Here is a 20,848-nt window from a genome sequence, read left to right as displayed (position 1 = left end):
TTCCTGTACGTCCCCGCCGAAAACGCTGCCGCGCGGTCCGGCCAATTTTTCCGAATAAGCAACGCCTTCGTCGCCGCCGGACAGAATATGAACCAACGGGGAAGGAAATGGGGTGCGCAATATGGACCTGAGGCGGCGATTGACGCTATTGGCGGTAACCATCGCAGCCACACCATTGGCCCTCGGCGGATGCACCGCCGACCAGAAGTCGGGCGCGGCGACGTCGGGTCACGCGAAGGCGGCCGCGGCGCCCTCGGTCGCCCTGACACCGGCCGACCGGTCCCGCGACGTGCCGGTCAGCGCCGAGGTGGGGACCAGGGTGACCGGCGGGAAGGTAACGGCCGTCCGGCTCACCGACGACAAGGGCGTGCCGGTGCCGGCCGAGCCACGCCCGGACGGGTCCGGCTGGGTGCCGAACCGGCCGTTGCAGAATTCGCGGACGTACACGGCGGAGGTGACCGTCGCCGGCGATTCCGGGCGGACCAGCACGCAGAAGACGACGTTCACCACGATGGCGAAATCCACCAAACCGGCCGTCACGAGCGTCCTCTATTTCACCGACAATCAGACGTTCGGGACGGCGATGCCGGTGACCGTCGCGTTCGACCCGGCAATTCCGAAAGAGGCCAGGGCGGACGTGCAGCGACGATTGTTCGTGAAGACGGATCCGCCGCAGCCGGGGACCTGGTCGTGGCTGGAGGACGGCAGTCAGGTCTACTACCGGGCGCCCGACTTCTGGAAGCCGGGCACGAAGATCAGCGTACGGGCCGGACTGGAGGGGCTGCCGATCGGCAAGGACGCCGTCGGTGACGCCGACCGGACCGCCGTGTCGAGGATCGGCCGGCAGGTCAGCATCGACATCGACAACGCCACCAAGCAGATGTCGGTCTTCCAGGACGGCAAGCTGCTCAAGAAGATCCCGGTCAGTCTCGGCAAGCCGAGCACGCCCAGCTCCAGCGGCAAGATGGTGATCATGGAGAAGTTCGACCGGACCACCTTCGACACCCGGAACGACCCGAACGGCGGTTACGTGGTCGACGTGGACGACGCCCAGCGGCTCACCTGGGGTGGCGAGTTCATCCACTCGGCGCCGTGGTCCGAGGGGGAGCAGGGCTACACCAACACCTCGCACGGCTGCGCCAACGTCTCCGCCACCGCGGCGGACTGGCTGATGGGCATCACCAAGGTCGGCGACCTGGTGACCGTCCGCGGCACCGAGGTGCCGCTGACGCCGGGCAACGGCTGGACCGCCTGGAACACCAGCTGGGACGAGTTCGTCAAGGGCAGCGCGCTGCCCGTCCCGGCGGGGCTCCAGCCCACGCACAGCGCCACGCCGCATCCCGGCGCGGTGGCCGGCGGCTCCTCGCCGGCACCGGCACCGTCGGCCAGCGGCGGCTGAGCAACCAGGGGAGGAACGACCGACCGGCCCGCCGATCCGGCGGGCCGGTCGCTCAGTTCAGGCCCACCCGGGCCACCCCGGTCGCGGTGAGGCTGCCCAACCAGAGCTGGTCACCGTGCTGCCGGACCCCGGTGATCATCGAGTACGCGCCACCCGGCCCGTGCAGTGTGCGCAGCACCCGCCCGTCGCCGTCGACCAGCGCGACCAGGCCGTACCGGCGGGGCTGCGGCTGCACCGCGTCGGGCAGCAGGGCCACCAGCTGCCGCACCCGGGGGTGCGGCAGCAGCTTCTCCACGATCGGCAGCCGCGGGCTCGGCAGCGCGATCCAGTACGTCCCGTCGCCCACCGGCGCCACGTTGTCCGGGTACGCCGGCAGGTCCGTCAGCACGGTCACCTCGGCGTCCGGCAGCCCGACCCGCAGCAGCCGGTGGGTGGCCGTCTCCACCAGCATCAGCGCCGACTCGTCCGGGGTCAGCGCCACCCCGTTGGGGAAGTAGAGCCCGCTCACCACCACCTCGGTCCGCCCACTGCGCCGGTCGTACGCCAGCACCCGGCCGTTGGGCCGGTGCTCCAGCAGGTCCCGCTTCCAGTGCGACAGCGGGAACCGGTCGGACGAGTCGGTGAAATAGATCGTGCCGTCCCGGGCCACCGCGGCGTTGTCGGCGAAGTGCACCGGCGGGGCGCTGCCGGTCAGCTCCCGCACCGCCCCGTCCGGGGTGACCCGCAGCAACCCCCGGTACGCGTCGCAGACCACCAGCGCGCCGTCGACCGGATCCAGCTCGATGCCGAGCGGCCGGCCGCCGGTCTCGGCGAGCAGGGTGGGTCGGGTGCCCGCCGGGGCGTCCGCCGGCCACCACCACAGCCGGCCGTCCTCGTCGCCGGTGACCACCCGGCCGTCCGGGTCGATGAGCACGTCCTCGGGGCCGTGCGCCCCGTCGGGCAGCGGCAGCACGTCGGCCCGGTCGAGCCGGACGTCGGTGGCCGCCCACACCCCGTCCAGCGGCGGTGGGACGGTGGCGGGCTCGCGGACGGGGCGGATGAGGCGGGGCGGGCGCTGCCGGGGGACGACCATCCGCCCATTCTCGCCCCCGGCAGCTCCCCGGGCACCACCCGAGGGCGTGTCGGGCCTCAGGTGACCCGGCGGATCCGCCACAGCCCGAACGCCGCGAGCAGCGCGCTGATCGCCAGACAGAGCGCCGACTCCCGCCACTGGAACGCCCAGTACCGCTCGTTCGGCTGGTACGACATCCGTACGTGCAGGTCGAGCGCGCCCAGGCACTGCGCGGTGTCGCCGAACGTGCCGGTGGCACCGGTCCTCGGCGGATCGAGGAAGCAGTGGTCGAAGCGGTCCGTGGCGAGCGGCCGACCGTCGGCGGTGCGCAGCTCGCTGACGTCGCTGACCCAGGCGTGCGGCACGGTCAGGCCCTTCACCACCGGAGCGCCGGTGATGTCGCCCAGCCCGCGCGCCTCGTTGATCGCCTCGGCGGTCATCGGGCGGTCGACGGTGACCGGCGGCATCAGGTGCGGCCGGACCAGGTTCGGCAGCACGAACTGCACCACGGCGAACGCGAGCACGGTCAGCGCCATCGCCGGCACGGTACGGCGTACCAGCAGCCCGACGACCACGCCGAGGGTGACCGCGAGGACCCCGTACGCGACCGGCGCGACGTTCCGCGCGCCGAAGACCAGGGTGCTGAACCGGTCGTCGGCGACCCGGTCGACCGGCCCGGCGGCCCAGGTGAGCAGGAGGCTGGCCAGCCCGGTGGCCGCCGCGCCGGCCACCCCGACGACCAGCAGCTTGACGGTGAGCCACCGCCGACGCGTGACGCTCTGGTTCCACACCAGCCGGTGGGTGCCGGCCTCCAGCTCGCGGGCCACCAGCGGCGCGCCCCAGAACACGCCGATCAGGGCGGGGACGAGCGCGAGCAGCGCGGCGAGCAGCAGCAGGGTGTTCTGGTGCCCGGCCTGGAACTCGGCGAGGGCTCGGGCGCAGTCGCCGCCGGCCCGGCACCGCGCCCGGTACGTCTGCTCGGCGTCGCGGATGCCGACACCCAGGTGCAGCAGGTATCCCGCGAGGACGGCCAGCGCGGCGACGCCGACGAGGGCCTGGGCGCGGAACTGTCGCCAGCTCAACCAGGTCACCGGTGCGCCTCCGCCCGCTCGACCGCCCCGGCGGACCCGTCCGTCGCACGACCCAGGTACGCCAGCACCAGCTCCTCGAGGCGTACCGGCTCGACGGTCCACTCCGGCGGCGGTGGGCCGTCCGCGGTGCGGACCACCGCGTGGTCGTACCCGTCGGCGGACGCGACGTGGACGGGGGTGACGCCGAGCCGGTCGAGCGCGCCGCGCGGGGCGACCAGCCGACGGTGGCGGGCCAGCAGGTCGGCGACGTCCCCGGCGAGCTGGACCCGGCCGGCGGCGAGCACGACCAGGTGGTCGCAGACCCGTTCCACGTCGCCGAGCAGGTGGGAGGAGAGCACGGCGGTGGCGCCCAGCTCGTCGACGAACTCCATCAGGTTGCGCAGGAACCCGTCCCGGGCCAGCGGGTCGAGCGCGGCGGCCGGCTCGTCGAGGATCAGCAGCTCCGGGCGTTTCGCGGCGGCGATCGTCAGGGCGAGCTGGGCGCGTTGCCCGCCGGAGAGCCGGCCCGCGCGCTGCGCCGGGGGCAGCCCCACCTGGGCCACCCGTCGCCGCGCCAGGTCCGGGTCCCAGGACGGGTTGAGCCGGGCACCCATCCGCAGGTGGTCGGCCACGGTCAGCGCCGCGTACACCGGGGTGTCCTGGGCGACGAACCCGACCCGGGCCAGGTGGGCGGCGTCCGCGCCGGGCCGGTCGCCGAGCACCCGCAGGGTGCCGGCGGTGGGGGTGATCAGCCCGCAGGCCAGTTGCAGCAGGGTGGACTTGCCGGCGCCGTTCGGGCCGACCAGGCCGACCACCCGGCCCCGGGGGATGCGCAGGTCGCAGTCCGCCAGGGCGAGCCGGCTGCCGTACCGCCTGGTGAGTCCCTCGGCGTGCAGCGCCGGTGGGGAGGATTCCTGAGTCATGGTCCGAGCCTCGGCTGCCTCGGCGTCCGGGCCATCGGTCCGGGGAACGGTTCCCGGCCGCCGCGACCGTACTTTTGACCGGTTCGCGCCGCGCCGGGATTCCCTAGCCTGGGCGGCATGAGGACTCCGGACGGGCGGCTGGCCGCCGACGTGGCGCTCGGTGCGGCGTTCGCCGGCACGCTCGCCGTGCAGTCCGCCGCGATCGCGGCGAGCTGGGGTGGGACGTACTGGTGGTTCGGTGGCGCGGTCGGCGCGGTGGTCTGCCTGCTGGCGCTGGCCCGGCGGCGGCACCGGGGGTGGACGGCGGTGGCCGGCCTGGCGGTCGCGGGGGCCGCCGTGCCGGTCGCCGAGGTCGCCGGGCTGCCGCACGAGCCGGGCCCCGCCGCGGCGCTGGGCCTGGCCGTCCTGGTGGGCGCGGCGGTCGGTCGGCTGCCGGTGCGCTGGGCCGGCGCGGTGGCCCTGGGCGGCCTCGCCGTCGTCGTCGGCGCCGGGCTGTCGGCCGGGCTGACGGCGGTGACCGAGCTGAACGCCACGACCTGGCTGGCCGCCGTCACGGCCGGCGGCGCCCGTCGGACCCTCGACGCGCGGCGCCGGGCCACCACCGACCGGGTCCGCCGGGACGAGCGGCTGGAGCTGGCCCGGGAGCTGCACGACGTGGTGGCCCACCACGTCACCGGCATCGTGGTGCAGGCGCAGGGCGCCGGGCTGGTCGCCGACCGGCGGCCCGAGCAGGTGCGGCAGTCCCTGGCCGGCATCGAGGCCGCCGGCTCCGACGCGCTCACCGCGATGCGCCGGGTGGTCGGCCTGCTCCGCGACACCGACGACGCCGCCCCGGTCCCGGTCGGCGGCGAAGAACTCGCGACGCTGGTGGCGCGCTTCCACCGCCCCGGCGTGACGGTACGGCTCAGCGCGCCCGGGCGGACCGCGTCGTGGCCGCCGGAGGTGTCCGGCACGGTGCACCGGGTCGTGCGGGAGGCGCTGACCAACGTGGCCCGGCACGCCCCGCACGCCACCGCCGTCGACGTCGTCGTCGCCGAGCGGGCCGGTACGGTCACCGTCGAGGTGCGGGACGACGCGCCGCCCGCACCGGCCCGCCACCCCCGCCGCGCCGGCTACGGTCTGGTCGGGATGCGGGAGCGGGTCGAGACCCTGGGTGGCACGCTGTCGGCCGGTCCGGGACCGGACGGCGGCTGGTCGGTGCTGGCGAGCGTGCCGTGCGGGGAGCGCCGGTGACGATCCGGGTGCTGCTCGCCGACGACCAGGCCATGGTGCGGGGTGGCCTGCGGCTGATCCTGGAGGACCAGCCGGACATCACGGTGGTGGCGGAGGCGTCCGACGGCGTCGACGCGGTCGCCCAGGCCCGGCGGCTGCGCCCGGACGTCTGCCTGGTGGACATCCGGATGCCCCGGCTGGACGGCCTCCAGGTCACCCGGGCGCTCGCCGGTCCGGGCGTGGTCGACCCGCTGCGGGTGATCGTGGTGACCACCTTCGACCTCGACGAGTACGTCTACGGCGCGCTGCGCGGCGGGGCGGTCGGCTTCATCCTCAAGGACGCCGGCCCGGCCCTGCTGGTGGAGGCGGTCCGGGCGGCCGACAACGGCGACGCGCTGGTGTCGCCGTCGATCACCCTGCGGCTGCTGCGCCACCTGACCCCCGCCGGTACGCCGCCCGGCCACCGGCTCGTCGAGGCGTTGTCCCGCCGGGAGACCGAGGTGGTCCGGGCCCTCGCCCGGGGCCGCACCAACCAGGAGATCGCCGCCGAGCTGTTCATCTCGCTCAGCACGGTGAAGAGTCACCTCTCCGGCATCCAGACCAAGCTCGGTCTCCGCAACCGGGTGGAGATCGCCGCGTGGGCCTGGGAGAACCGGGTCGTCGACGGTGCCTGAGAGGGTGAACCCCGAGCGCGTCGGGGTCGGACCCGGGACCTTCCCGGATCCGGTGTCCCGGCGGGACGGAACTGTCGGTGCCGACGGATAGGTTCGTCGGCATGGGACAGCGCAGTGACCGGTTTCGCGTGGAGATCACCATCGACGACCACGTGGTGGACGTCCGGGCGTTCGGTGAGATCGACATCGCCACGGTCGGGTCGTTGCGCGCCGCGCTCTGGGCGGCCCCGGCGCGGCCGACGCTGCGGCTGGATCTCTCCGGCGTGCAGGTGCTCTCCGCGGCCGGGGTGCGGGCGCTGGTCGCGGCGCACCTGCGGGTCCGCGCCCGGGGCGGCGAGCTGGTCCTGGTCGACCCGGACCCGGTGGTGGAGCGGGTGTTGCGCGCCACCGGCCTGCACCGGGTGCTGCCGGTCCGGCAGAGCGCCTCGGCGGGCAAGCCGGTCCTGGTGGCGGTCTGACCGGGCCCGGCGCGGGGCCGCCGGCGAGCGCCGACGGCCCCGCGAGGATCGTGCCGGTCAGCGGACGCCGAGCAGGTCCACGACGAAGACCAGCGTCTCGTTCGGCTTGATCACGCCGCCGGCGCCCCGGCTGCCGTAGCCCAGGTGCGGCGGGATGGTGAGCCGACGGCGACCGCCGACCTTCATGCCGACCACGCCCTGGTCCCAGCCGGCGATGACCTGGCCGCCGCCGAGCGGGAACTCGAAGCTCTCGCCCCGGTTCCACGACGCGTCGAACTCGCGGCCGGTCGAGTGGGCCACCCCGACGTAGTGCACGCTGGCCAGCTGGCCCGGCTGCGCCTCGGGGCCCGCGCCGACGGTGATGTCCTCGATGACGAGGTCGGCGGGGGGTGCGCCCTCGATCGGGCCTACCTCGGGCTTGTCCATGCGGAGGTCTCCTGACTCGGTCGGTGATGGATCCGTTCCCCGTCGATCCTGCCCGATAGTGGTCGACCTATCCGCGTCAGTCCCCACCGGGCGAGCCGGCGGGGACGGTGGGCGTACGAAGCGGCGGGCGTCACCCGAGGTGACGCCCGCCCGGTGGGTGGTGCCTGATCCATCACCTGAGCCAGGTGAGCCGCTGGACGAGGGGGAGCTTCGCCCAGACCCGGCCGAGGCCGAGGGTGTTGCCGGCGCCGACCAGGGCCAGTGCGGCCAGCAGACCCGCGTAGATCAGGTGGTCGTCCATGAAGGGGTTGTTCGCGGGGGGCAGCACGACCGTCCACATCATGACCAGCAGCAGCCCGCCGGCGACCGCGGCGACCCGGAGGCCGATGCCCAGGATCAGGGCGGTGCCGATGGCCAGGAGGCCGATCATGAACAGCCAGTCCGCCCAGGCCGCTCCGGCGATGCCGTTGTAGAAGCCCTTGAACGGGCCGGCGGCGCCGAAGGTGAGGAAGCCCTTGGTGGGGCTGCCCCCGTTGATCCAGGCGTTCTTCGCGGCGGTCTCGTGGCCGAGGCCGAACATCTTGTCCAGGAAGGCCCAGAGGAACGTCCAGCCCAGCGCGATCCGGAGTCCGGCGAAGACGTACCGGGTGGCCTGCTGGCCGGTGGTCTCGACGTCGCGGGTGACGCCGGCCGCCGGAGCGTTGGTGTTGGCGGTGATCCGCTCGACTGTCGCGGTCATGGTGTCCACGTCCCTTCCTGTCCTCGCACCGCGCTTTCCGGTGGCACATTCATTCCACCTCCACGGCGGCGTCGCGGACAGGGCCGACCGGGCCGCTGGAGGCCGGGACCTTGGACCCCTTCCGGCCCGGTCCGGAGGGCCTTCCCGGGCCTGCCGACCGGCTCTGACCGGCGGCGCCGGCCCGGACCTACGGTCGCGGTGGGGGAACACCCGACGAGGAGGCCGTGATGAGGACGTGGCAGGTGGGCGACGTGATGACCAGGGACGTCGCGACGGTGGGGGAGGAGACCCCGTACCGGCAGATCGTCGACGTGCTGATCCGGCGGGGCATCAGCGCCGTGCCGGTGATCGACGGCTTCCGCCGGGTGCTGGGCGTGGTGTCCGAGGCGGATCTCCTGCACAAGATCGAACGCGCCGGTCACCCGGAGGAGCGGCGGGTGTTCGAGGGGCGGCGTCGGCGTACCGCGCGGGAGAAGGCGGACGCGCTGCTGGCCGGGGACCTGATGACCGCCCCGGCGGTGACCACGTACCCGGAGGCGTCGCTGCCGGCGGCGGCCCGGATGATGGACCGTGAGGACGTCAAGCGGCTGCCCGTGCTGGACGACCTCGGCCGGCTGGTCGGCATCGTCACCCGCAGCGACCTGCTCCGGGTGCACCTGCGCAGCGACGCCGAGATCCGCGAGGACGTGGTGCAGGAGGTGCTGCGCCGGGTGCTCGCCGTCCGGGACGGCCTGGTCACCGTCCAGGTCCGCGACGGCGCGGTCACCCTGGACGGCCGACTCGACCGGCGGACCGCCGTCGAGCTGGCCGGGAAGCTCGCCGCGCAGGTCAGCGGCGTGGTCCAGGTGCACAGCACCATCGGGTACGACGTGGACGACACCACCCTGGTCGAGGTGGACCCGGGCCGGGTCACCCCGGTCGCCTGATCACCGGTCCCGACGGGCCCCGCCACGCGGCTGCGCGGCGGGGCCCGCCGCCGCCTGTCCCGCCGCGTGTCACATGGCCGTCGTCTCCCTGACCGTCGGTCTCGCCAGGCCCGTCCGGATCGGATCCGGGGTCGTAGGGTCCCGGACGCCGTCGAGGGGCGGTCCCCGGTTCTTTCCGGGTGGCCGCCCCTCGACGGGGGTCGTCAGCCGCGCAGCGCCGGCTCGTGCACGGCACTGGTGGTGGGAGCCGGGACCGGGATCACCACCACCGGGCAGCTCGCCTTGCGAACGCACTCCTCGCTGACCGAGCCGAGCACGGTGTGCCGCAGCCGGTTGTGCCCGTGACTGCCGAGGACCAGGAGGTCGGCGGTCCGGGCGGCGGCGGTGAGCACGTCCGCCGCCGGGCCCTCGGCGATCTCGCCGGCCACCGAGCAGCCCGGTCCCCTGCGCAGCAGCACCCCGCGGATCTCGTCGTCGAGCAGCGTCCGGGCGCGCTCCTGTTCGTCCACCGGGCCGGTCGCCTGGGTCATCGGGCCGACCTCGATCCGGTCCCACCGCCAGGCCACCACGACCTGGACCGCGCCGCCCCGGGACACCGCCTCGTCGACCGCCCAGTCCAGCGCCCGCCGGCCACCGTCGGAGCCGTCCACACCCACCACGATCAGTCGATTGGTCTCCATCGCCGCTCTCCTCTCCTCCTCCCCGTAGTCCAGCCGACGTCGGCGGGGGAGGGCAGGCGCGAAGGGCCCGCCACGGCCGGGCCGTAAGCCCTGTCCGGTGGGGTCAGCGTGCCCCGGCGAGCTGGTCGGTGAGGAGCGCGGCGGCCTCGGCGAGGCTGGGGCCGTACCAGGTCAGGTGGCGGCCGGAGACCAGCGCGTACGGCACGCCGGGGAAGGACTCCGGCCCGTCGTCGGCGGTGAACCGGTACGGCTCGTCCGGCAGCACCACCAGCTCCGGGTCGCGGGCGCGCACCTCGTCCAGGGTGGGGCGGGGATAGCGCTCGGCGTCGTCGGCGTACGCGTTGACCACGCCGAGCCGGCGCAGCACGTCGCCGGCGAAGGTGTTCCCGCCGAGCACCACCCAGGGGCGGCGCCACACCGGCACCACCGCCCGTCGGGGCGTCGCCGGGCGGGGCGGGTCCGCCCAGGCGCGACGGGCGGCCACCAGCCAGTCCGGTGCGGTGGTGACACCGAGCGCGGTCACCAGGTCGCCCAGCTCGGTCAGGGCGCCGGGCACCGTACGCGGGAAGGTGACCCGGACCGGCACCCCGGCCGCGACCAGCGCGTCGGCGTCGGCGCGGCGGTTCTCCTCCTCGTTGAGCAGCACCAGGTCGGGCCGGAGGGCGAGCACCCGGTCCAGGTCCGGGTACTTGGTGCCGCCCACCCGGTCGACGTCGAGCCCGTCGGGATGGGTGCACCAGTCGGTGGCCCCGACCAGCACCTCGGGCCGGGTCAGCGCGACCGCCTCGGTCAGCGACGGCACCAGCGACACCACCCGCACGGCGTACCTCCTTCGTCCCGGTCCCGGCCGATCATGCCGCATCGACCGGGGTAAGTCCGGTGGCCGGGACCGCCCGCCGGTCCCAGAATGGGCAGGGTGTCTGCCGAACCCGCCCCCGCCCTGCCCGTACCCGACTACGGCGTGCCGCCGGACGAGGCGCTGAGCCGGGTCCGCGACTTCGCCGACTGCCTGGCGTCGCGGCGGACCGTACGGGAGTTCAGTGACCGTCCGGTCCCGCCGGGCGTGCTGGAGGAGGCACTGCGGGCGGCCGGGGCCGCGCCCAGCGGCGCGAACGTCCAGCCGTGGCGGTTCGTGGTGGTCACCGATCCGACGCTCAAGCGGCGGCTGCGGGCCGCCGCCGAGGCCGAGGAGCGGGTCTTCTACGAGCGCCGGGCGCCGGAGGAGTGGCTGGCCGCGTTGGCGCCGCTCGGCACGGACGCCAGCAAGCCCTCCCTGGAGGAGGCGCCCGCGGTGATCGTCGTCTTCGAGGTGCACCGGGGCCCCCGCACGCCGCGCCCCTACTACGTGAAGGAGTCGGTCGGCATCTCGGTGGGCTTCCTGCTGGCCGCGCTGCACCGGGCCGGACTGGCCACCCTGACCCACACGCCCAGCCCGATGCGCTTCCTCAACGAGCTGCTGGACCGGCCGGCCGAGGAGCGCGGCAACCTGATCATCCCGGTCGGCTACCCGGCCGAGGGGGCGACGGTGCCGGCGATCAGCCGCAAGCCCCTCTCCGAGGTGGTCGTCTGGCGCTGAGCGGCGCGGGACGCGGTGACCCTTGCGAGGGGTCTACAACGTTGTAATACTCGGCTCGTCCGCCTGACGAGGAGGCCCGATGACCCCGCCCGCCGTTCCGGCCACCGACCACCCCACCGCCTCCGGCCCGGAGGACGAGACCCCGGTCGAGGCCCTCGGCGACCTCTACCGCGACGGCATCACCGCCTGCCGGGGCGCGTTCGACGTGGACTGGGTGCGACGGGTCGCCGAGGACGTCGACGTCGCGTTCCACGAGGCCCGCTCCCGGCCCGACGGCGCGGTCGGACGTGGCCCGCAACGCTGGTACGTGGAGATCCACCCCGAACAGCTGCGCGGCTTCGTCGACCTGGTCACCCACCCCTGGGTGGTGTCGGTGTGCCGCGCGGTCCTCGGCCCCGACTATGAGATCGTCGAGCTGGGCTTCGACATCCCCTTCCCCGGCGCGGCCATGCAGCCGTGGCACCGCGACTTCCCGATGCCGGAGCAGACCCGCCGGGAACGCCGGCTCACCTCGCTGGCGTTCAACCTGACCACCGTGGACACCGTCGAGGAGATGGGCCCCTTCGAGATCGCCCCCGGCACCCAGTGGGACGACGGGCGCGACTTCGACCACGAGATGTTCCCGCCGAAGGACCGCTACCCCCGCTTCCAGTCCCGGGCCGTGAAGAAGTACCCGCGACGCGGCGACATCTCGGCGCGCTCGGCGCTCACCGTCCACCGGGGCACCCCGAACGTCTCCACCCAGGCCCGGCCGGTGCTGGTCCTCGGCGTCGACGCACCCGGCGCCGGCAACGCCGCCCACCACGACATGGCGGTGACCCGGGGCTACTGGGAGCGCCTGCCGGAGCTGGTCCGGGCGCACCTGCGCTGCCCGGTGGTCGACACCCTCGTGCCGATCACGCAGAAGCACACCATCGAGGGGCTGGTGATGGGCGCGGAGTGATCAGCCCGCGCCGACCGGGGCGGCGGCGGTCTCCGGGGCGAGGGTGGCCATCGGGACGCCCTCCCGCGCCGCCCACTCCACCGCGTGCCGCACCTCGGCCACCGGCAACGGCCGGCGGGTCGTCACCGTGACCGCCGCGTGCACCCGGTAGCTGACGAACGGGTACGACTGGGCCAGCCCCGCCAGCGCGGCGTGCACCCGGCCCGCCACCTCCAGCGCCTCCGGCTCGGTCAGCGCCGGCAGGTTCAGCAGGAATTCGTCCTCGGCCAGGCGTACCGCGCGGTCGACCGGGCGCAGCACGCCGGTGATCGCCCCCAGCACCGCCTGGTTCTCCCGGGCGGCGCTGCGCCGGCCGAACCGCTCCGGCGCGCCGGCCGGCTCGCCCACCCGGATGCCGACCAGGGCCACCGGCAGGGTGCCCGAGGCGGTCACCGCGCCGGTCCAGCGGCCCAGCGCCGGCTCGTCCAGCAGCCCGTCGGCCGGCTCCGGTCGGGGCGCGGCACGGCGGGCCGCCCGCTCGGCGCGGTCGGCCATCATCCGGATCGCCGCCTCGGCGCGGGACTCGCCGGGCGTGGACGGGAGGTCCCGGACCCGGGCGACCACCTCGTCCAGCGTCGCGTGCGCGGCCGGGGGGAGCCGGTCGGCGAGCTGCCCGCGCAACCGGAGCACCTCGTGCAGCGCCTCGTCGCGCCGGAAGCCCCACCGGCCGTCGAAGAGCCGCCCGGCCTCCAGGGTGACCGCGGGCGCCACCTCACCCCGGTCGTACGCCACCAGCGTCGCGCCGAACCGTGGGGTCAGCGCGATGACGCTCCACTCCCGGGCCAGCTCCTCCGACTCGTCCAGGACGACCCCGTACGACCCGGCGGGCAGCTCCGGCGGTGTCGGGCCGACCACCCCCACCACGCTCATCGCACCGCTCGCCGCGATCCGCTCGTAGACGGCGCGTTCCCGGGTGAAGTAGGGCATCCGCTGAAAGAGGGCGATCACCACCAGTGGGCCGTCCTCCGCGGTGGCCAGGGCGGCCCGTTCGATGGCGTGGGAGACGGCGACGAGACTGCGCTTGGTCAACCGTTCCGGAGTCGGTCCGCTGTGCACCCGGTCGAGCCTAGAGGTCCCGTCGCCCGGCCGCACCGGTCCCGGGGTGGCGTTCCGGTGTCCCACCGGTAACCGTCGTCCGGCCGGACCGGCGAGCCGTCCCCGCAGATCCGCGTCCTAGACTCGGGCCGGTCGACCGACGGATGGATCTGGCGAAGATGACGAGCACCGGCAGCACGGACGTCTCCTGGCTGCGGCCGATCACGGCCGGGGGCGCGCCGCTGCTGCACCGGCGTGGCCAGGCCGTGCACGCCGCCCGACGGCTCGGCGACCTGGTGCAGGGCCGTCCGCCGGGCATCACCGGCAACCAGTGGAGCACCGCCCTGCGGCAGGGCTTCGACCAGGTGGTCTGCGCCGCCGACAGCGGCCGGCCGTCCTTCGCCGTCGAGTTCGCCCCGCCGACCGTGGCCGGCTCCGCCCAGCAGCGCGCCGACCGGATGACCAGCGCCGTCTGCGCCGCGGTCGGTCTGCCGGTGCTGCGCGTCGAGTCGCCGACGCTGCGGGCCGCCGACCACGGTCGCCGCCTCGTCGAGTACGTCATCGACGCGCGCCACTACGCCGCCGGGGGCGGCCCGGACGGCGACGACTCGGTGGACTTCCGGGACATCCTCGGCCGGCTGCCCGACGGGCGCAGCGGCCACGTCAACGACCTCGGGGCGCTGTCCCGCACCGCCGCCGTCGAGGCGTACGTGGAGCGGCGGCTCGCCGACCCGATCGTCCGGGGCCTGCACGTGCGCTGGACGGACGGCCCGGCCGAGGGCTGGAGCTGGGTCGAGGTGCGGCCGGGACGCTGCCTGGTGGAGCGGGTCCGGCTCCGGGAGCAGGGCTTCTCCTGCGGGGTCGACCCGGCCCGGCTCGCCGAGGACCTGGCCGCCGTGGCGGTCGGGGAGCGGCTGCGCGACCTCGACGCCGCCGCGCCCGACCTGGTGGACCGCGATCAGCTCCGCCGCGACATCCGACTGCTCGCGGCCCGCGCCGACGAGTTGGCGCAGGGCTTCGGCTTTGCGCACCTCTGCGCCGACTAAGCCGCCGGATCACGGCCCGCTGAGCGGCGCCGGGACGGCCGGCTGAGCGGCCCGGCCAGGCCCGGCTGAGCGGCCCGGCGACGGCCGGCCGGCGGGTCGGCCGAATCCTTCTCGAATTGCCCCGGTCCGGGGTTGAACCTTCGTCGTCGCGGTTCCGTACCTAAGCGGGAATGGACGAGATCTTCCCTACCGCGCCCGCAGGCGCGGGCGACGGTGCGGAAAGGGCATCGCCGACCATCGACGTGCAACCGGAACGTCGCAGTGATCCTCACCGGAGAATTCCGTCGGTTCGCCCGGGTCACGAGTCAACTACCGGATCGAGAAGGAGAGCAATTCGATGCGCAGGTCCACACGGGCGCGCCGGTCATCCGGTAACGCGCGGAGCAAGCGACTGCTGGCCGTTGTCGGCACGCTCGCCGTCTTCGGCGGAATCGTCGCCGTGACCCAGATCTCGTCGGCTCAGGACCGGCGGACGTACACCCGCACCGCCTCGGCCTCGTGCCTGGCGCCCAGCCCCGGCGCGACCTCGCCGAGCGGCCGGGGCAGCACCACCCGGACCTGGCAGAACGGCCGCTGGGTGCGCAACCACTGGGGGGACGGCCAGATGTCCGTCGCCGAGTGCCAGGCGGTCAAGGCGGGCGGGGGTGGCGCGAACGCCGCCGCACCCACCGTGGCCTGCCCGGACGTCAAGGGCAAGCTGCCGCAGATCCCGGACCAGGCCCGCAACGAGGTCGACCGCAACCTGGCCCTGCTGGACAGTCAGATCGCCGAGGCGAACCGGCGGCTCGCCGCCGACGGCAGCCGTAACGGGCAGGACTTCATCAACAACGCGATCCTCCGTCCGCTGGCCGACAAGCGGACCGCGACGCTGAACCGGATCGCCACCGCGATCGGCCGGGTGGCGCAGAAGCCGCAGGGCCTCGACCAGTTCGCCGCGTGCGCCCTCGCCGACGCCGGTCAGAATGCCGGCGGCAACAACAACGGCGGCCAGAACGGCGGCCAGAACGGCGGCAACAACAACGGTGGGAACAACGGCGGCCAGAACAACGGTGGTCAGAACAACGGCAACGGGCTGGGTGTGCTCGCCAAGGACTGCGGCAACAGCAAGCTCCAGCCGCACGACGGTTTCCAGGCCGGCAACCGTTGTGTGAGCACCGCTTTCGGTGAGGTCGGCGCGGCGGCGAACAACCCGTCGCTGCTGATCACGCAGTTCCCCGACCAGGTGGGGCGCAACCAGCCGTTCAACCTGCGGGTGACCACGCGGAACCTGGTCCGGGACCGCTTCCTCGCCGCCGGTCAGGGCGGCTACTACCTGGAGAGCTCCCTGCTCAACGACCAGGGCCTGGTACGCGGACACTTCCACACGGCCTGCCGGATGCTGGGCAGCACGCGGCAGCCCCCGAACCCGCAGGACGTGCCGGCGTTCTTCGTGGCCACCGAGGACGGTCGGGGCGGTGCCCAGCCGGACGACGTGACCATCCAGATCCCCGGCCTGCCGGAGTCCGGGCTCGCGCAGTGCGCGGTCTGGGCCGGTGACGGCTCGCACCGCATCCCGATGATGGAGCGGGCGAACCAGACCCCCGCCTTCGACGTGGTGCGCATCCGGGTGAACTGACGCACGAGCGACCGACGGCCGGAGCCGCCCGGGGAATCGTCCCGGGCGGCTCCGGCCGTTCGCGTACGGCCCACCGGTGGGACGGCCGGCTGACGGGCGTCGCGCCGGACGCCACCCGGGGCGGCCGGAAATGGTGAACGACGGAAATAGGGACCGGGGCCCCGCCGATTTCTCAGCGTGACCCCGGTGTGTCCGATCGTGATGTCGACGGTCTCAGCGGTTCTTGTACGCCTCCACCACGGAGACCGGGATGCGGCCCCGCTCGGAAATCTCGTACCCGTTCTTGGTGGCCCATTCGCGGATGGCCCGGTTCTGCTCCCGGTCCATTCCGGGGGAGGCCGGACGCCCGGGCCGGCGGGTCGCGCGGGTCGGCTCGACCGGCCCACGGCCGATCCGCCTGCCAGCGCTGATGTACGGATCCAGGGCCTTGCGCAGAACCCCCGCGTTCTCGTCGGAGACGTCGATGGTGTACGCCACGCCGTCCAGGCTGAACTCGACGGTCCGATCAGCCTTTCCGCCGTCGAGGTCGTCGGTCAGGACGGTGATTACTTTCCTTGCCATCGCCATTACTCCCTGTGTCGGGCGGGGTGTGACCAAGAGTTTGACGTATGCCGCGACCGAATCGCAAGAATACCGGCCGTTCGCCATTCGGCGGGTCGTCTTTATCGCCTCCCGCGAATCGTCGTCACGCATCGGTTCCGGCCCATGATGTTGCCTGGGTCACACCGTGGAACAAGCGGAGCGCGCCGGAACTTGAGCCTGACACGCTCAACTCAACGTGATGGCAGGTGTTCGATGGCAACTCTTCCGGTACTTCCGCTGACCGACGCCGTCCTGCTGCCCGGGATGGTCATCCCGGTGACCCTCGACCCGACCACGCAGGCCGCGGTAGACGCGGCCCGCGCCACCGGCGACAAGCAGCTTCTCGCCGTCCCCCGCATCGACGGCGAGTACGGCTCCGTCGGCACGGTCGCCACCATCGAGAAGGTCGGCCGGCTGCCCGACGGCGAGCCGGCCGCCGTGGTCCGTGGCCTGTCCCGGGCCCGGATCGGCTCCGGCGTCCCCGGGCCCGGCGCCGCCCTCTGGGTCGAGGCGACCGAACTCGACGAGCCCGCCCCGGCCGGTCGGGCCCGGGAACTCGCCCGCGAGTACCGCGCGCTGATGACCTCGGTCCTCCAGCAGCGCGGCGCCTGGCAGGTCATCGACGCCATGGAGCGGATGACCGACCTCTCCGAGCTGGCCGACGCGGCCGGCTACGCGCCCTGGCTCAGCCTGGCGCAGAAGACCGAACTGCTCACCGCGCCGGACGTCACCGCCCGGCTGGAACTCCTCGTCGGCTGGGTGAAGGACCACCTCGCCGAGCAGGAGGTCACCGAGCGGATCAACACCGATGTCCGCGAGGGACTGGAGAAGTCCCAGCGGGAGTTCCTGCTCCGTCAGCAGCTCGCCGCCATCCGCAAGGAGCTCGGCGAGGACGAGCCGGACGGCTCCGCCGACTACCGCAGCCGGGTTGAGGGCGCCGACCTGCCGGAGAAGGTCCGCGAGGCCGCCCTGCGCGAGGTCGGCAAGCTCGAACGGGCCAGCGACGCCTCCCCGGAGGCCGGCTGGATCCGGACCTGGCTCGACACGGTGCTGGAGATGCCGTGGAGCACGCGTACCGAGGACAACACCGACCTCGGCGCGGCCCGCGCGGTGCTCGACGCCGACCACGCCGGTCTGTCCGACGTGAAGGACCGCATCCTGGAATACCTGGCGGTACGCAACCGGCGCGCCGAGCGCAACCTCGGCGTGGTCGGCGGTCGCGGCTCCGGCGCCGTGCTCGCCCTCGCCGGGCCCCCCGGCGTCGGCAAGACCAGCCTCGGCGAGTCCGTCGCCCGGGCGCTGGGCCGCACCTTCGTCCGGGTCTCCCTCGGCGGCGTCCGGGACGAGGCCGAGATCCGGGGCCACCGGCGCACCTACGTCGGCGCGCTGCCCGGCCGGATCGTCCGCGCCCTGCGCGAGGCCGGCTCGATGAACCCGGTCGTGCTCCTCGACGAGGTCGACAAGCTCGGCGTCGGCTACGCCGGTGACCCGGCCGCCGCCCTGCTCGAGGTGCTCGACCCGGCGCAGAACCACACCTTCCGGGACCACTACCTGGAGGTCGACCTCGACCTGTCCGACGTGCTCTTCCTGGCCACCGCCAACGTGGTGGAGACCATCCCCGGCCCGCTGCTGGACCGGATGGAGCTGGTCACCCTGGACGGCTACACCGAGGACGAGAAGGTGGCCATCGCCCGCGACCACCTGCTGCCCCGGCAGCGGGAGCGGGCCGGGCTGACCGCCGACGAGGTCACCGTCACCGACGGGGCGCTGGCGCGGATCGCGGGGGAGTACACCCGGGAGGCCGGTGTCCGGCAGCTCGAACGCGCCCTGGCGAAGATCCTGCGCAAGGTCGCCGTGGCGCTGGCGTCCGACCCGGCACCGGTCCGGGTCGACACCGACACCCTGGCCCGCTACCTGGGTCGGCCGAAGTTCACCCCGGAGTCGGCCGAGCGGACGGCGGTGCCCGGCGTGGCCACCGGCCTGGCGGTCACCGGCGCCGGCGGGGACGTGCTCTTCATCGAGGCGACCAGCATGGAGGGCGAGCCGGGGCTGACCCTCACCGGCCAGCTCGGCGACGTGATGAAGGAGTCCGCGCAGATCGCGCTGTCGTACCTGCGGTCGAACGGGCGGCGCCTCGGCATCGACCCGAACGCCCTCGCCGGACGCCGGATCCACGTGCACTTCCCGGCGGGCGCGGTGCCCAAGGACGGCCCCAGCGCCGGCATCACCATGGTCACCGCGCTGGCGTCGCTGGTGACCGGCCGACCGGTCCGTCCCGAGTTCGGGATGACCGGCGAGGTGACCCTCTCCGGTCGGGTGCTGCCCATCGGCGGGGTGAAGCAGAAGCTGCTCGCCGCGCACCGGGCCGGCCTCACCGAGGTGATCATCCCGGCCCGCAACGAGCCGGACCTGGACGACCTGCCCACCGAGGTACGCGAGGCGCTGACCATCCACACCCTCGCCGACGTCGCCGACGTGCTCGCCCTGGCGCTGCGCCCGGCCGACGCCGACACCCTCACCGGCCCGACCCTCACCGCCGCCTGAGGCGAGGAAGGGCCGCTGAACAAGGGCCTGCCGCCGGCCCGCGTACCCGGAGACGGGCGCGCGGGCCGGCGGGGCGTCAGCGGCCCTCGCCGCCGCGGTCCCGGCGGACGGTGGCCTTGCGGCCCTTGATGGTGCTGCCGCGCAGCCCCTGGATCACCTCGTCGGCGACGCCCACGGGCACCTCCACCAGCGAGAACCGGTCCGCGATCTCGATCGAGCCGATGTCCCGGCCGTTGATGCCGGTCTCCCCGGTGATCGCCCCGACCAGGTCCTGCGGGCGCACCCCGGCCCGCCGGCCCAGCCCGATGAACACCTGGGTGGTGTTGCCGCCCACCCGGGGCCGGCCACCGCCCCGGCGGTCGCCGCCACGGCTGTCGTACCCGGGGCGGGTCTCCCGCTGCGGACGGACCGCGACCTGCGGGATCTCCTCCTCCTGCTCGTCGGCGGAGCCCGGCAGCGCGGCCTCGTGGGCCAGCTTCACCGCGGCGAGCGCCACCTCCATCATGTCGAACTCGTCCGAGAGCGACTCCACGATCACCCGGAACGGGTCGAGGTCGTCCTCCAGCAGGCTCTCCCGCAGCGCGGCCTGGGTCAGCTCCAGCCGCCGGGTCCGCAGGTCGGCCACCGTCGGGATCTTGTCGATGGCGATCCGCTGCCCGGTGACCCGCTCGATGGTCTTGAGCATCCGGTGCTCGCGCGGCTCGGCGAGGGTGATCGCCACGCCCTCCCGACCAGCCCGGCCCACCCGACCGATCCGGTGCACGTACGACTCCGGCGCCGACGGCACGTCGTAGTTGACGACGTGGCTGAGCTGCTCGACGTCCAGCCCCCGGGCCGCCACGTCGGTCGCCACCAGCAGGTCGGCGGTGCCCGAGCGCAGCCGGCCCATCACCCGGTCCCGCTGCTCCTGGCTCATCCCGCCGTGCAGCGCCTCGGCCCGGTAGCCGCGGCCGTTCATCGTCTCGGTGAGCCGGTCGACCTCCTCCCGGCTGCGGCAGAAGACGATCGCCGCGGTGGGGGACTCGACGTCCAGCACCCGGCCCAGCGCCGCCGGCTTGTGCGCCCGCGCCACGATGTACGCGCTCTGCCGCACCCGGGGCGCCTCACCGGCCACCGTCTGCTCGCGCTCGATCTGGATCCGCTGCGGGTCGGTCAGGTGCTTGCGGGCCAGCCCGTCGATCCGCGACGGCATGGTCGCCGAGAAGAGCACCGTCTGACGGTCCTGCGGGGCGTGCTCCAGGATCGCCTCGATGTCCTCGGCGAAGCCCATGTCGAGCATCTCGTCGGCCTCGTCCAGCACCACCGTCGCCACCGAACCCAGCCGCAGGGTGCCCCGGGCGATGTGGTCCAGGGCGCGGCCCGGGGTGGCCACCACCACGTCCACACCCAGGTCCAGGGCGCGCAGCTGCCGGCCGATCGGCTGACCGCCGTAGATCGGCAGGACCCGGGTGCCCAGGTCCTTGCCGTAGCGGTGGAACGCCTCGGAGACCTGCACGGCCAGCTCGCGGGTGGGCACCAGCACCAGCGACACCGGGTCGCCGCCGCTGCGCTGGTCCGGCATCCGCTGCAGCAGCGGCAGGGCGAACGCGGCGGTCTTGCCCGTACCGGTGGCCGCCTGCCCCAACAGGTCCCGGCCGGCCAGCAGCAGCGGGATCGCCTCCCGCTGGATCGGGGTCGGCTCCTCGTAACCGAGGGCGGAGAGCGCGCCGAGCAACTCGGCGCGCAGCCCGAGATCGGCGAAGGCGGTCGCCTCGTCGAGGTCGGTGGCGGGGGTGGGATCGGTCGGTGTTGGTGCGGAACTCATGCGGCAAGCTTTCCATCACCCCCCACGGCCCGTCGCGGCGACCGGCACAACCGTCGGCCAGGACACGCTCCGCCGACGACGGCGGGCCCCGCATCCCGGTCGTGAC

General features: G+C 74.2%; 20 protein-coding genes. 10 read left to right on the top strand and 10 right to left on the bottom strand.

The genetic code is table 11. The annotated features are described in order from the left end of the window. The first annotated feature begins 139 nt into the window (after nucleotides 1–139). Nucleotides 140–1,399, top strand: a complete 1,260-nt coding sequence (locus ABUL08_RS10885; RefSeq protein ID WP_377522122.1) for a L,D-transpeptidase — start codon at nucleotides 140–142, stop codon at nucleotides 1,397–1,399. A 52-nt stretch (nucleotides 1,400–1,451) separates the two neighbouring features. On the opposite strand, the gene ABUL08_RS10880 is transcribed toward ABUL08_RS10885, so the two are convergent. From ABUL08_RS10880 to ABUL08_RS10870, 3 genes are read right to left on the bottom strand one after another with little or no spacing between them, the layout of a single operon-like run. Continuing rightward, entirely contained in the window at nucleotides 1,452–2,471 is a 1,020-nt protein-coding gene (locus ABUL08_RS10880; protein WP_350937066.1) for an SMP-30/gluconolactonase/LRE family protein, read from the bottom strand. Between the two features lie 56 nt (nucleotides 2,472–2,527). Further along, the gene (locus ABUL08_RS10875) at nucleotides 2,528–3,541 is read right to left on the bottom strand and encodes an ABC transporter permease subunit (protein ID WP_350937064.1); all 1,014 of its coding nucleotides are present in this window, start codon (nucleotides 3,539–3,541) and stop codon (nucleotides 2,528–2,530) included. Beyond that, complete coding sequence (locus ABUL08_RS10870; protein ID WP_350937062.1) at nucleotides 3,538–4,443, bottom strand: ABC transporter ATP-binding protein; 906 nt, start codon at nucleotides 4,441–4,443, stop codon at nucleotides 3,538–3,540. The genes ABUL08_RS10875 and ABUL08_RS10870 overlap by 4 nt, the downstream gene beginning before the upstream one ends. 117 nt (nucleotides 4,444–4,560) lie before the next feature. Between ABUL08_RS10870 and ABUL08_RS10865 the strand changes: the two genes are divergently transcribed. From ABUL08_RS10865 to ABUL08_RS10855, 3 genes are all read left to right on the top strand, one after another. Next, complete coding sequence (locus ABUL08_RS10865; RefSeq protein WP_350937060.1) at nucleotides 4,561–5,676, top strand: sensor histidine kinase; 1,116 nt, start codon at nucleotides 4,561–4,563, stop codon at nucleotides 5,674–5,676. Further along, nucleotides 5,673–6,329 (top strand): response regulator transcription factor, encoded by a 657-nt coding sequence (locus tag ABUL08_RS10860; protein WP_350937058.1) that lies wholly within the window; start codon nucleotides 5,673–5,675, stop codon nucleotides 6,327–6,329. The genes ABUL08_RS10865 and ABUL08_RS10860 overlap by 4 nt, the downstream gene beginning before the upstream one ends. 101 nt (nucleotides 6,330–6,430) lie before the next feature. After that, nucleotides 6,431–6,787 carry an STAS domain-containing protein gene (locus ABUL08_RS10855; protein WP_350937055.1) on the top strand — a complete coding sequence of 119 codons (357 nt, stop codon included), beginning with the start codon at nucleotides 6,431–6,433 and terminating at the stop codon, nucleotides 6,785–6,787. A 57-nt stretch (nucleotides 6,788–6,844) separates the two neighbouring features. Here ABUL08_RS10855 and ABUL08_RS10850 read toward each other — a convergent pair whose 3' ends face one another. Both ABUL08_RS10850 and ABUL08_RS10845 read right to left on the bottom strand, forming a co-directional pair. Next, complete coding sequence (locus tag ABUL08_RS10850; RefSeq protein ID WP_242799405.1) at nucleotides 6,845–7,213, bottom strand: FKBP-type peptidyl-prolyl cis-trans isomerase; 369 nt, start codon at nucleotides 7,211–7,213, stop codon at nucleotides 6,845–6,847. 172 nt (nucleotides 7,214–7,385) lie between these two features. Beyond that, on the bottom strand, nucleotides 7,386–7,961 hold the full coding sequence (locus ABUL08_RS10845) for a hypothetical protein (protein ID WP_377522124.1): 576 nt from the start codon (nucleotides 7,959–7,961) through the stop codon (nucleotides 7,386–7,388). A gap of 218 nt (nucleotides 7,962–8,179) precedes the next feature. Between ABUL08_RS10845 and ABUL08_RS10840 the strand changes: the two genes are divergently transcribed. After that, nucleotides 8,180–8,878: a CBS domain-containing protein gene (locus tag ABUL08_RS10840; RefSeq protein WP_350937053.1), complete on the top strand. Its 699-nt coding sequence runs from the start codon at nucleotides 8,180–8,182 to the stop codon at nucleotides 8,876–8,878. Between the two features lie 203 nt (nucleotides 8,879–9,081). On the opposite strand, the gene ABUL08_RS10835 is transcribed toward ABUL08_RS10840, so the two are convergent. Together ABUL08_RS10835 and ABUL08_RS10830 are read right to left on the bottom strand one after the other, a co-directional pair. Continuing rightward, nucleotides 9,082–9,558 carry a universal stress protein gene (locus tag ABUL08_RS10835; RefSeq protein WP_350937051.1) on the bottom strand — a complete coding sequence of 159 codons (477 nt, stop codon included), beginning with the start codon at nucleotides 9,556–9,558 and terminating at the stop codon, nucleotides 9,082–9,084. A 103-nt stretch (nucleotides 9,559–9,661) separates the two neighbouring features. Beyond that, a complete protein-coding gene (locus ABUL08_RS10830) occupies nucleotides 9,662–10,378 on the bottom strand; it encodes a helical backbone metal receptor (protein ID WP_350937049.1) in 717 nt (238 codons plus the stop codon). 96 nt (nucleotides 10,379–10,474) lie between these two features. Here ABUL08_RS10830 and ABUL08_RS10825 point away from each other — a divergent pair, with 96 nt between their 5' ends. Together ABUL08_RS10825 and ABUL08_RS10820 are read left to right on the top strand one after the other, a co-directional pair. After that, complete coding sequence (locus ABUL08_RS10825) at nucleotides 10,475–11,134, top strand: nitroreductase family protein (protein ID WP_377522126.1); 660 nt, start codon at nucleotides 10,475–10,477, stop codon at nucleotides 11,132–11,134. Between the two features lie 79 nt (nucleotides 11,135–11,213). Continuing rightward, nucleotides 11,214–12,077 carry a phytanoyl-CoA dioxygenase family protein gene (locus tag ABUL08_RS10820; protein ID WP_350937046.1) on the top strand — a complete coding sequence of 288 codons (864 nt, stop codon included), beginning with the start codon at nucleotides 11,214–11,216 and terminating at the stop codon, nucleotides 12,075–12,077. On the opposite strand, the gene ABUL08_RS10815 is transcribed toward ABUL08_RS10820, so the two are convergent. Beyond that, complete coding sequence (locus tag ABUL08_RS10815) at nucleotides 12,078–13,172, bottom strand: DICT sensory domain-containing protein (protein ID WP_350937044.1); 1,095 nt, start codon at nucleotides 13,170–13,172, stop codon at nucleotides 12,078–12,080. 158 nt (nucleotides 13,173–13,330) lie between these two features. Here ABUL08_RS10815 and ABUL08_RS10810 point away from each other — a divergent pair, with 158 nt between their 5' ends. Further along, nucleotides 13,331–14,197 (top strand): DUF2726 domain-containing protein, encoded by an 867-nt coding sequence (locus tag ABUL08_RS10810; RefSeq protein ID WP_350937043.1) that lies wholly within the window; start codon nucleotides 13,331–13,333, stop codon nucleotides 14,195–14,197. A 337-nt stretch (nucleotides 14,198–14,534) separates the two neighbouring features. Beyond that, entirely contained in the window at nucleotides 14,535–15,812 is a 1,278-nt protein-coding gene (locus ABUL08_RS10805; protein ID WP_350937041.1) for a hypothetical protein, read from the top strand. Nucleotides 15,813–16,025: 213 nt separating this feature from the next. On the opposite strand, the gene ABUL08_RS10800 is transcribed toward ABUL08_RS10805, so the two are convergent. Then, nucleotides 16,026–16,373: a histone-like nucleoid-structuring protein Lsr2 gene (locus tag ABUL08_RS10800; RefSeq protein WP_350937039.1), complete on the bottom strand. Its 348-nt coding sequence runs from the start codon at nucleotides 16,371–16,373 to the stop codon at nucleotides 16,026–16,028. A 234-nt stretch (nucleotides 16,374–16,607) separates the two neighbouring features. On the opposite strand from ABUL08_RS10800, the gene lon reads away from it, so the two are divergent. Further along, complete coding sequence (gene lon / locus ABUL08_RS10795; protein WP_350937037.1) at nucleotides 16,608–18,938, top strand: endopeptidase La; 2,331 nt, start codon at nucleotides 16,608–16,610, stop codon at nucleotides 18,936–18,938. 76 nt (nucleotides 18,939–19,014) lie between these two features. On the opposite strand, the gene ABUL08_RS10790 is transcribed toward lon, so the two are convergent. Further along, nucleotides 19,015–20,742 carry a DEAD/DEAH box helicase gene (locus tag ABUL08_RS10790; protein WP_350937036.1) on the bottom strand — a complete coding sequence of 576 codons (1,728 nt, stop codon included), beginning with the start codon at nucleotides 20,740–20,742 and terminating at the stop codon, nucleotides 19,015–19,017. Nucleotides 20,743–20,848 lie beyond the last annotated feature (106 nt).

This window comes from Micromonospora sp. CCTCC AA 2012012 (assembly GCF_040499845.1).
Classification (GTDB): domain Bacteria; phylum Actinomycetota; class Actinomycetes; order Mycobacteriales; family Micromonosporaceae; genus Micromonospora; species Micromonospora mangrovi.
The sequence above is the reverse complement of the archived record's forward strand: the minus strand, read 5'-3'. Positions and strand labels throughout refer to the sequence as shown.

Bases quoted from the DNA above. Each gene is read 5' to 3' on its own strand.
- ABUL08_RS10850 (WP_242799405.1), bottom strand. From the start codon at position 7,213: ATGGACAAGCCCGAGGTAGGCCCGATCGAGGGCGCACCCCCCGCCGAC.
- ABUL08_RS10805 (WP_350937041.1), top strand. From the start codon at position 14,535: ATGCGCAGGTCCACACGGGCGCGCCGGTCATCCGGTAACGCGCGGAGC.
- ABUL08_RS10840 (WP_350937053.1), top strand. From the start codon at position 8,180: ATGAGGACGTGGCAGGTGGGCGACGTGATGACCAGGGACGTCGCGACG.
- ABUL08_RS10800 (WP_350937039.1), bottom strand. From the start codon at position 16,373: ATGGCAAGGAAAGTAATCACCGTCCTGACCGACGACCTCGACGGCGGA.
- ABUL08_RS10870 (WP_350937062.1), bottom strand. From the start codon at position 4,443: ATGACTCAGGAATCCTCCCCACCGGCGCTGCACGCCGAGGGACTCACC.
- ABUL08_RS10855 (WP_350937055.1), top strand. From the start codon at position 6,431: ATGGGACAGCGCAGTGACCGGTTTCGCGTGGAGATCACCATCGACGAC.
- lon (WP_350937037.1), top strand. From the start codon at position 16,608: ATGGCAACTCTTCCGGTACTTCCGCTGACCGACGCCGTCCTGCTGCCC.
- ABUL08_RS10865 (WP_350937060.1), top strand. From the start codon at position 4,561: ATGAGGACTCCGGACGGGCGGCTGGCCGCCGACGTGGCGCTCGGTGCG.
- ABUL08_RS10835 (WP_350937051.1), bottom strand. From the start codon at position 9,558: ATGGAGACCAATCGACTGATCGTGGTGGGTGTGGACGGCTCCGACGGT.
- ABUL08_RS10880 (WP_350937066.1), bottom strand. From the start codon at position 2,471: ATGGTCGTCCCCCGGCAGCGCCCGCCCCGCCTCATCCGCCCCGTCCGC.
- ABUL08_RS10790 (WP_350937036.1), bottom strand. From the start codon at position 20,742: ATGAGTTCCGCACCAACACCGACCGATCCCACCCCCGCCACCGACCTC.
- ABUL08_RS10810 (WP_350937043.1), top strand. From the start codon at position 13,331: ATGACGAGCACCGGCAGCACGGACGTCTCCTGGCTGCGGCCGATCACG.
- ABUL08_RS10820 (WP_350937046.1), top strand. From the start codon at position 11,214: ATGACCCCGCCCGCCGTTCCGGCCACCGACCACCCCACCGCCTCCGGC.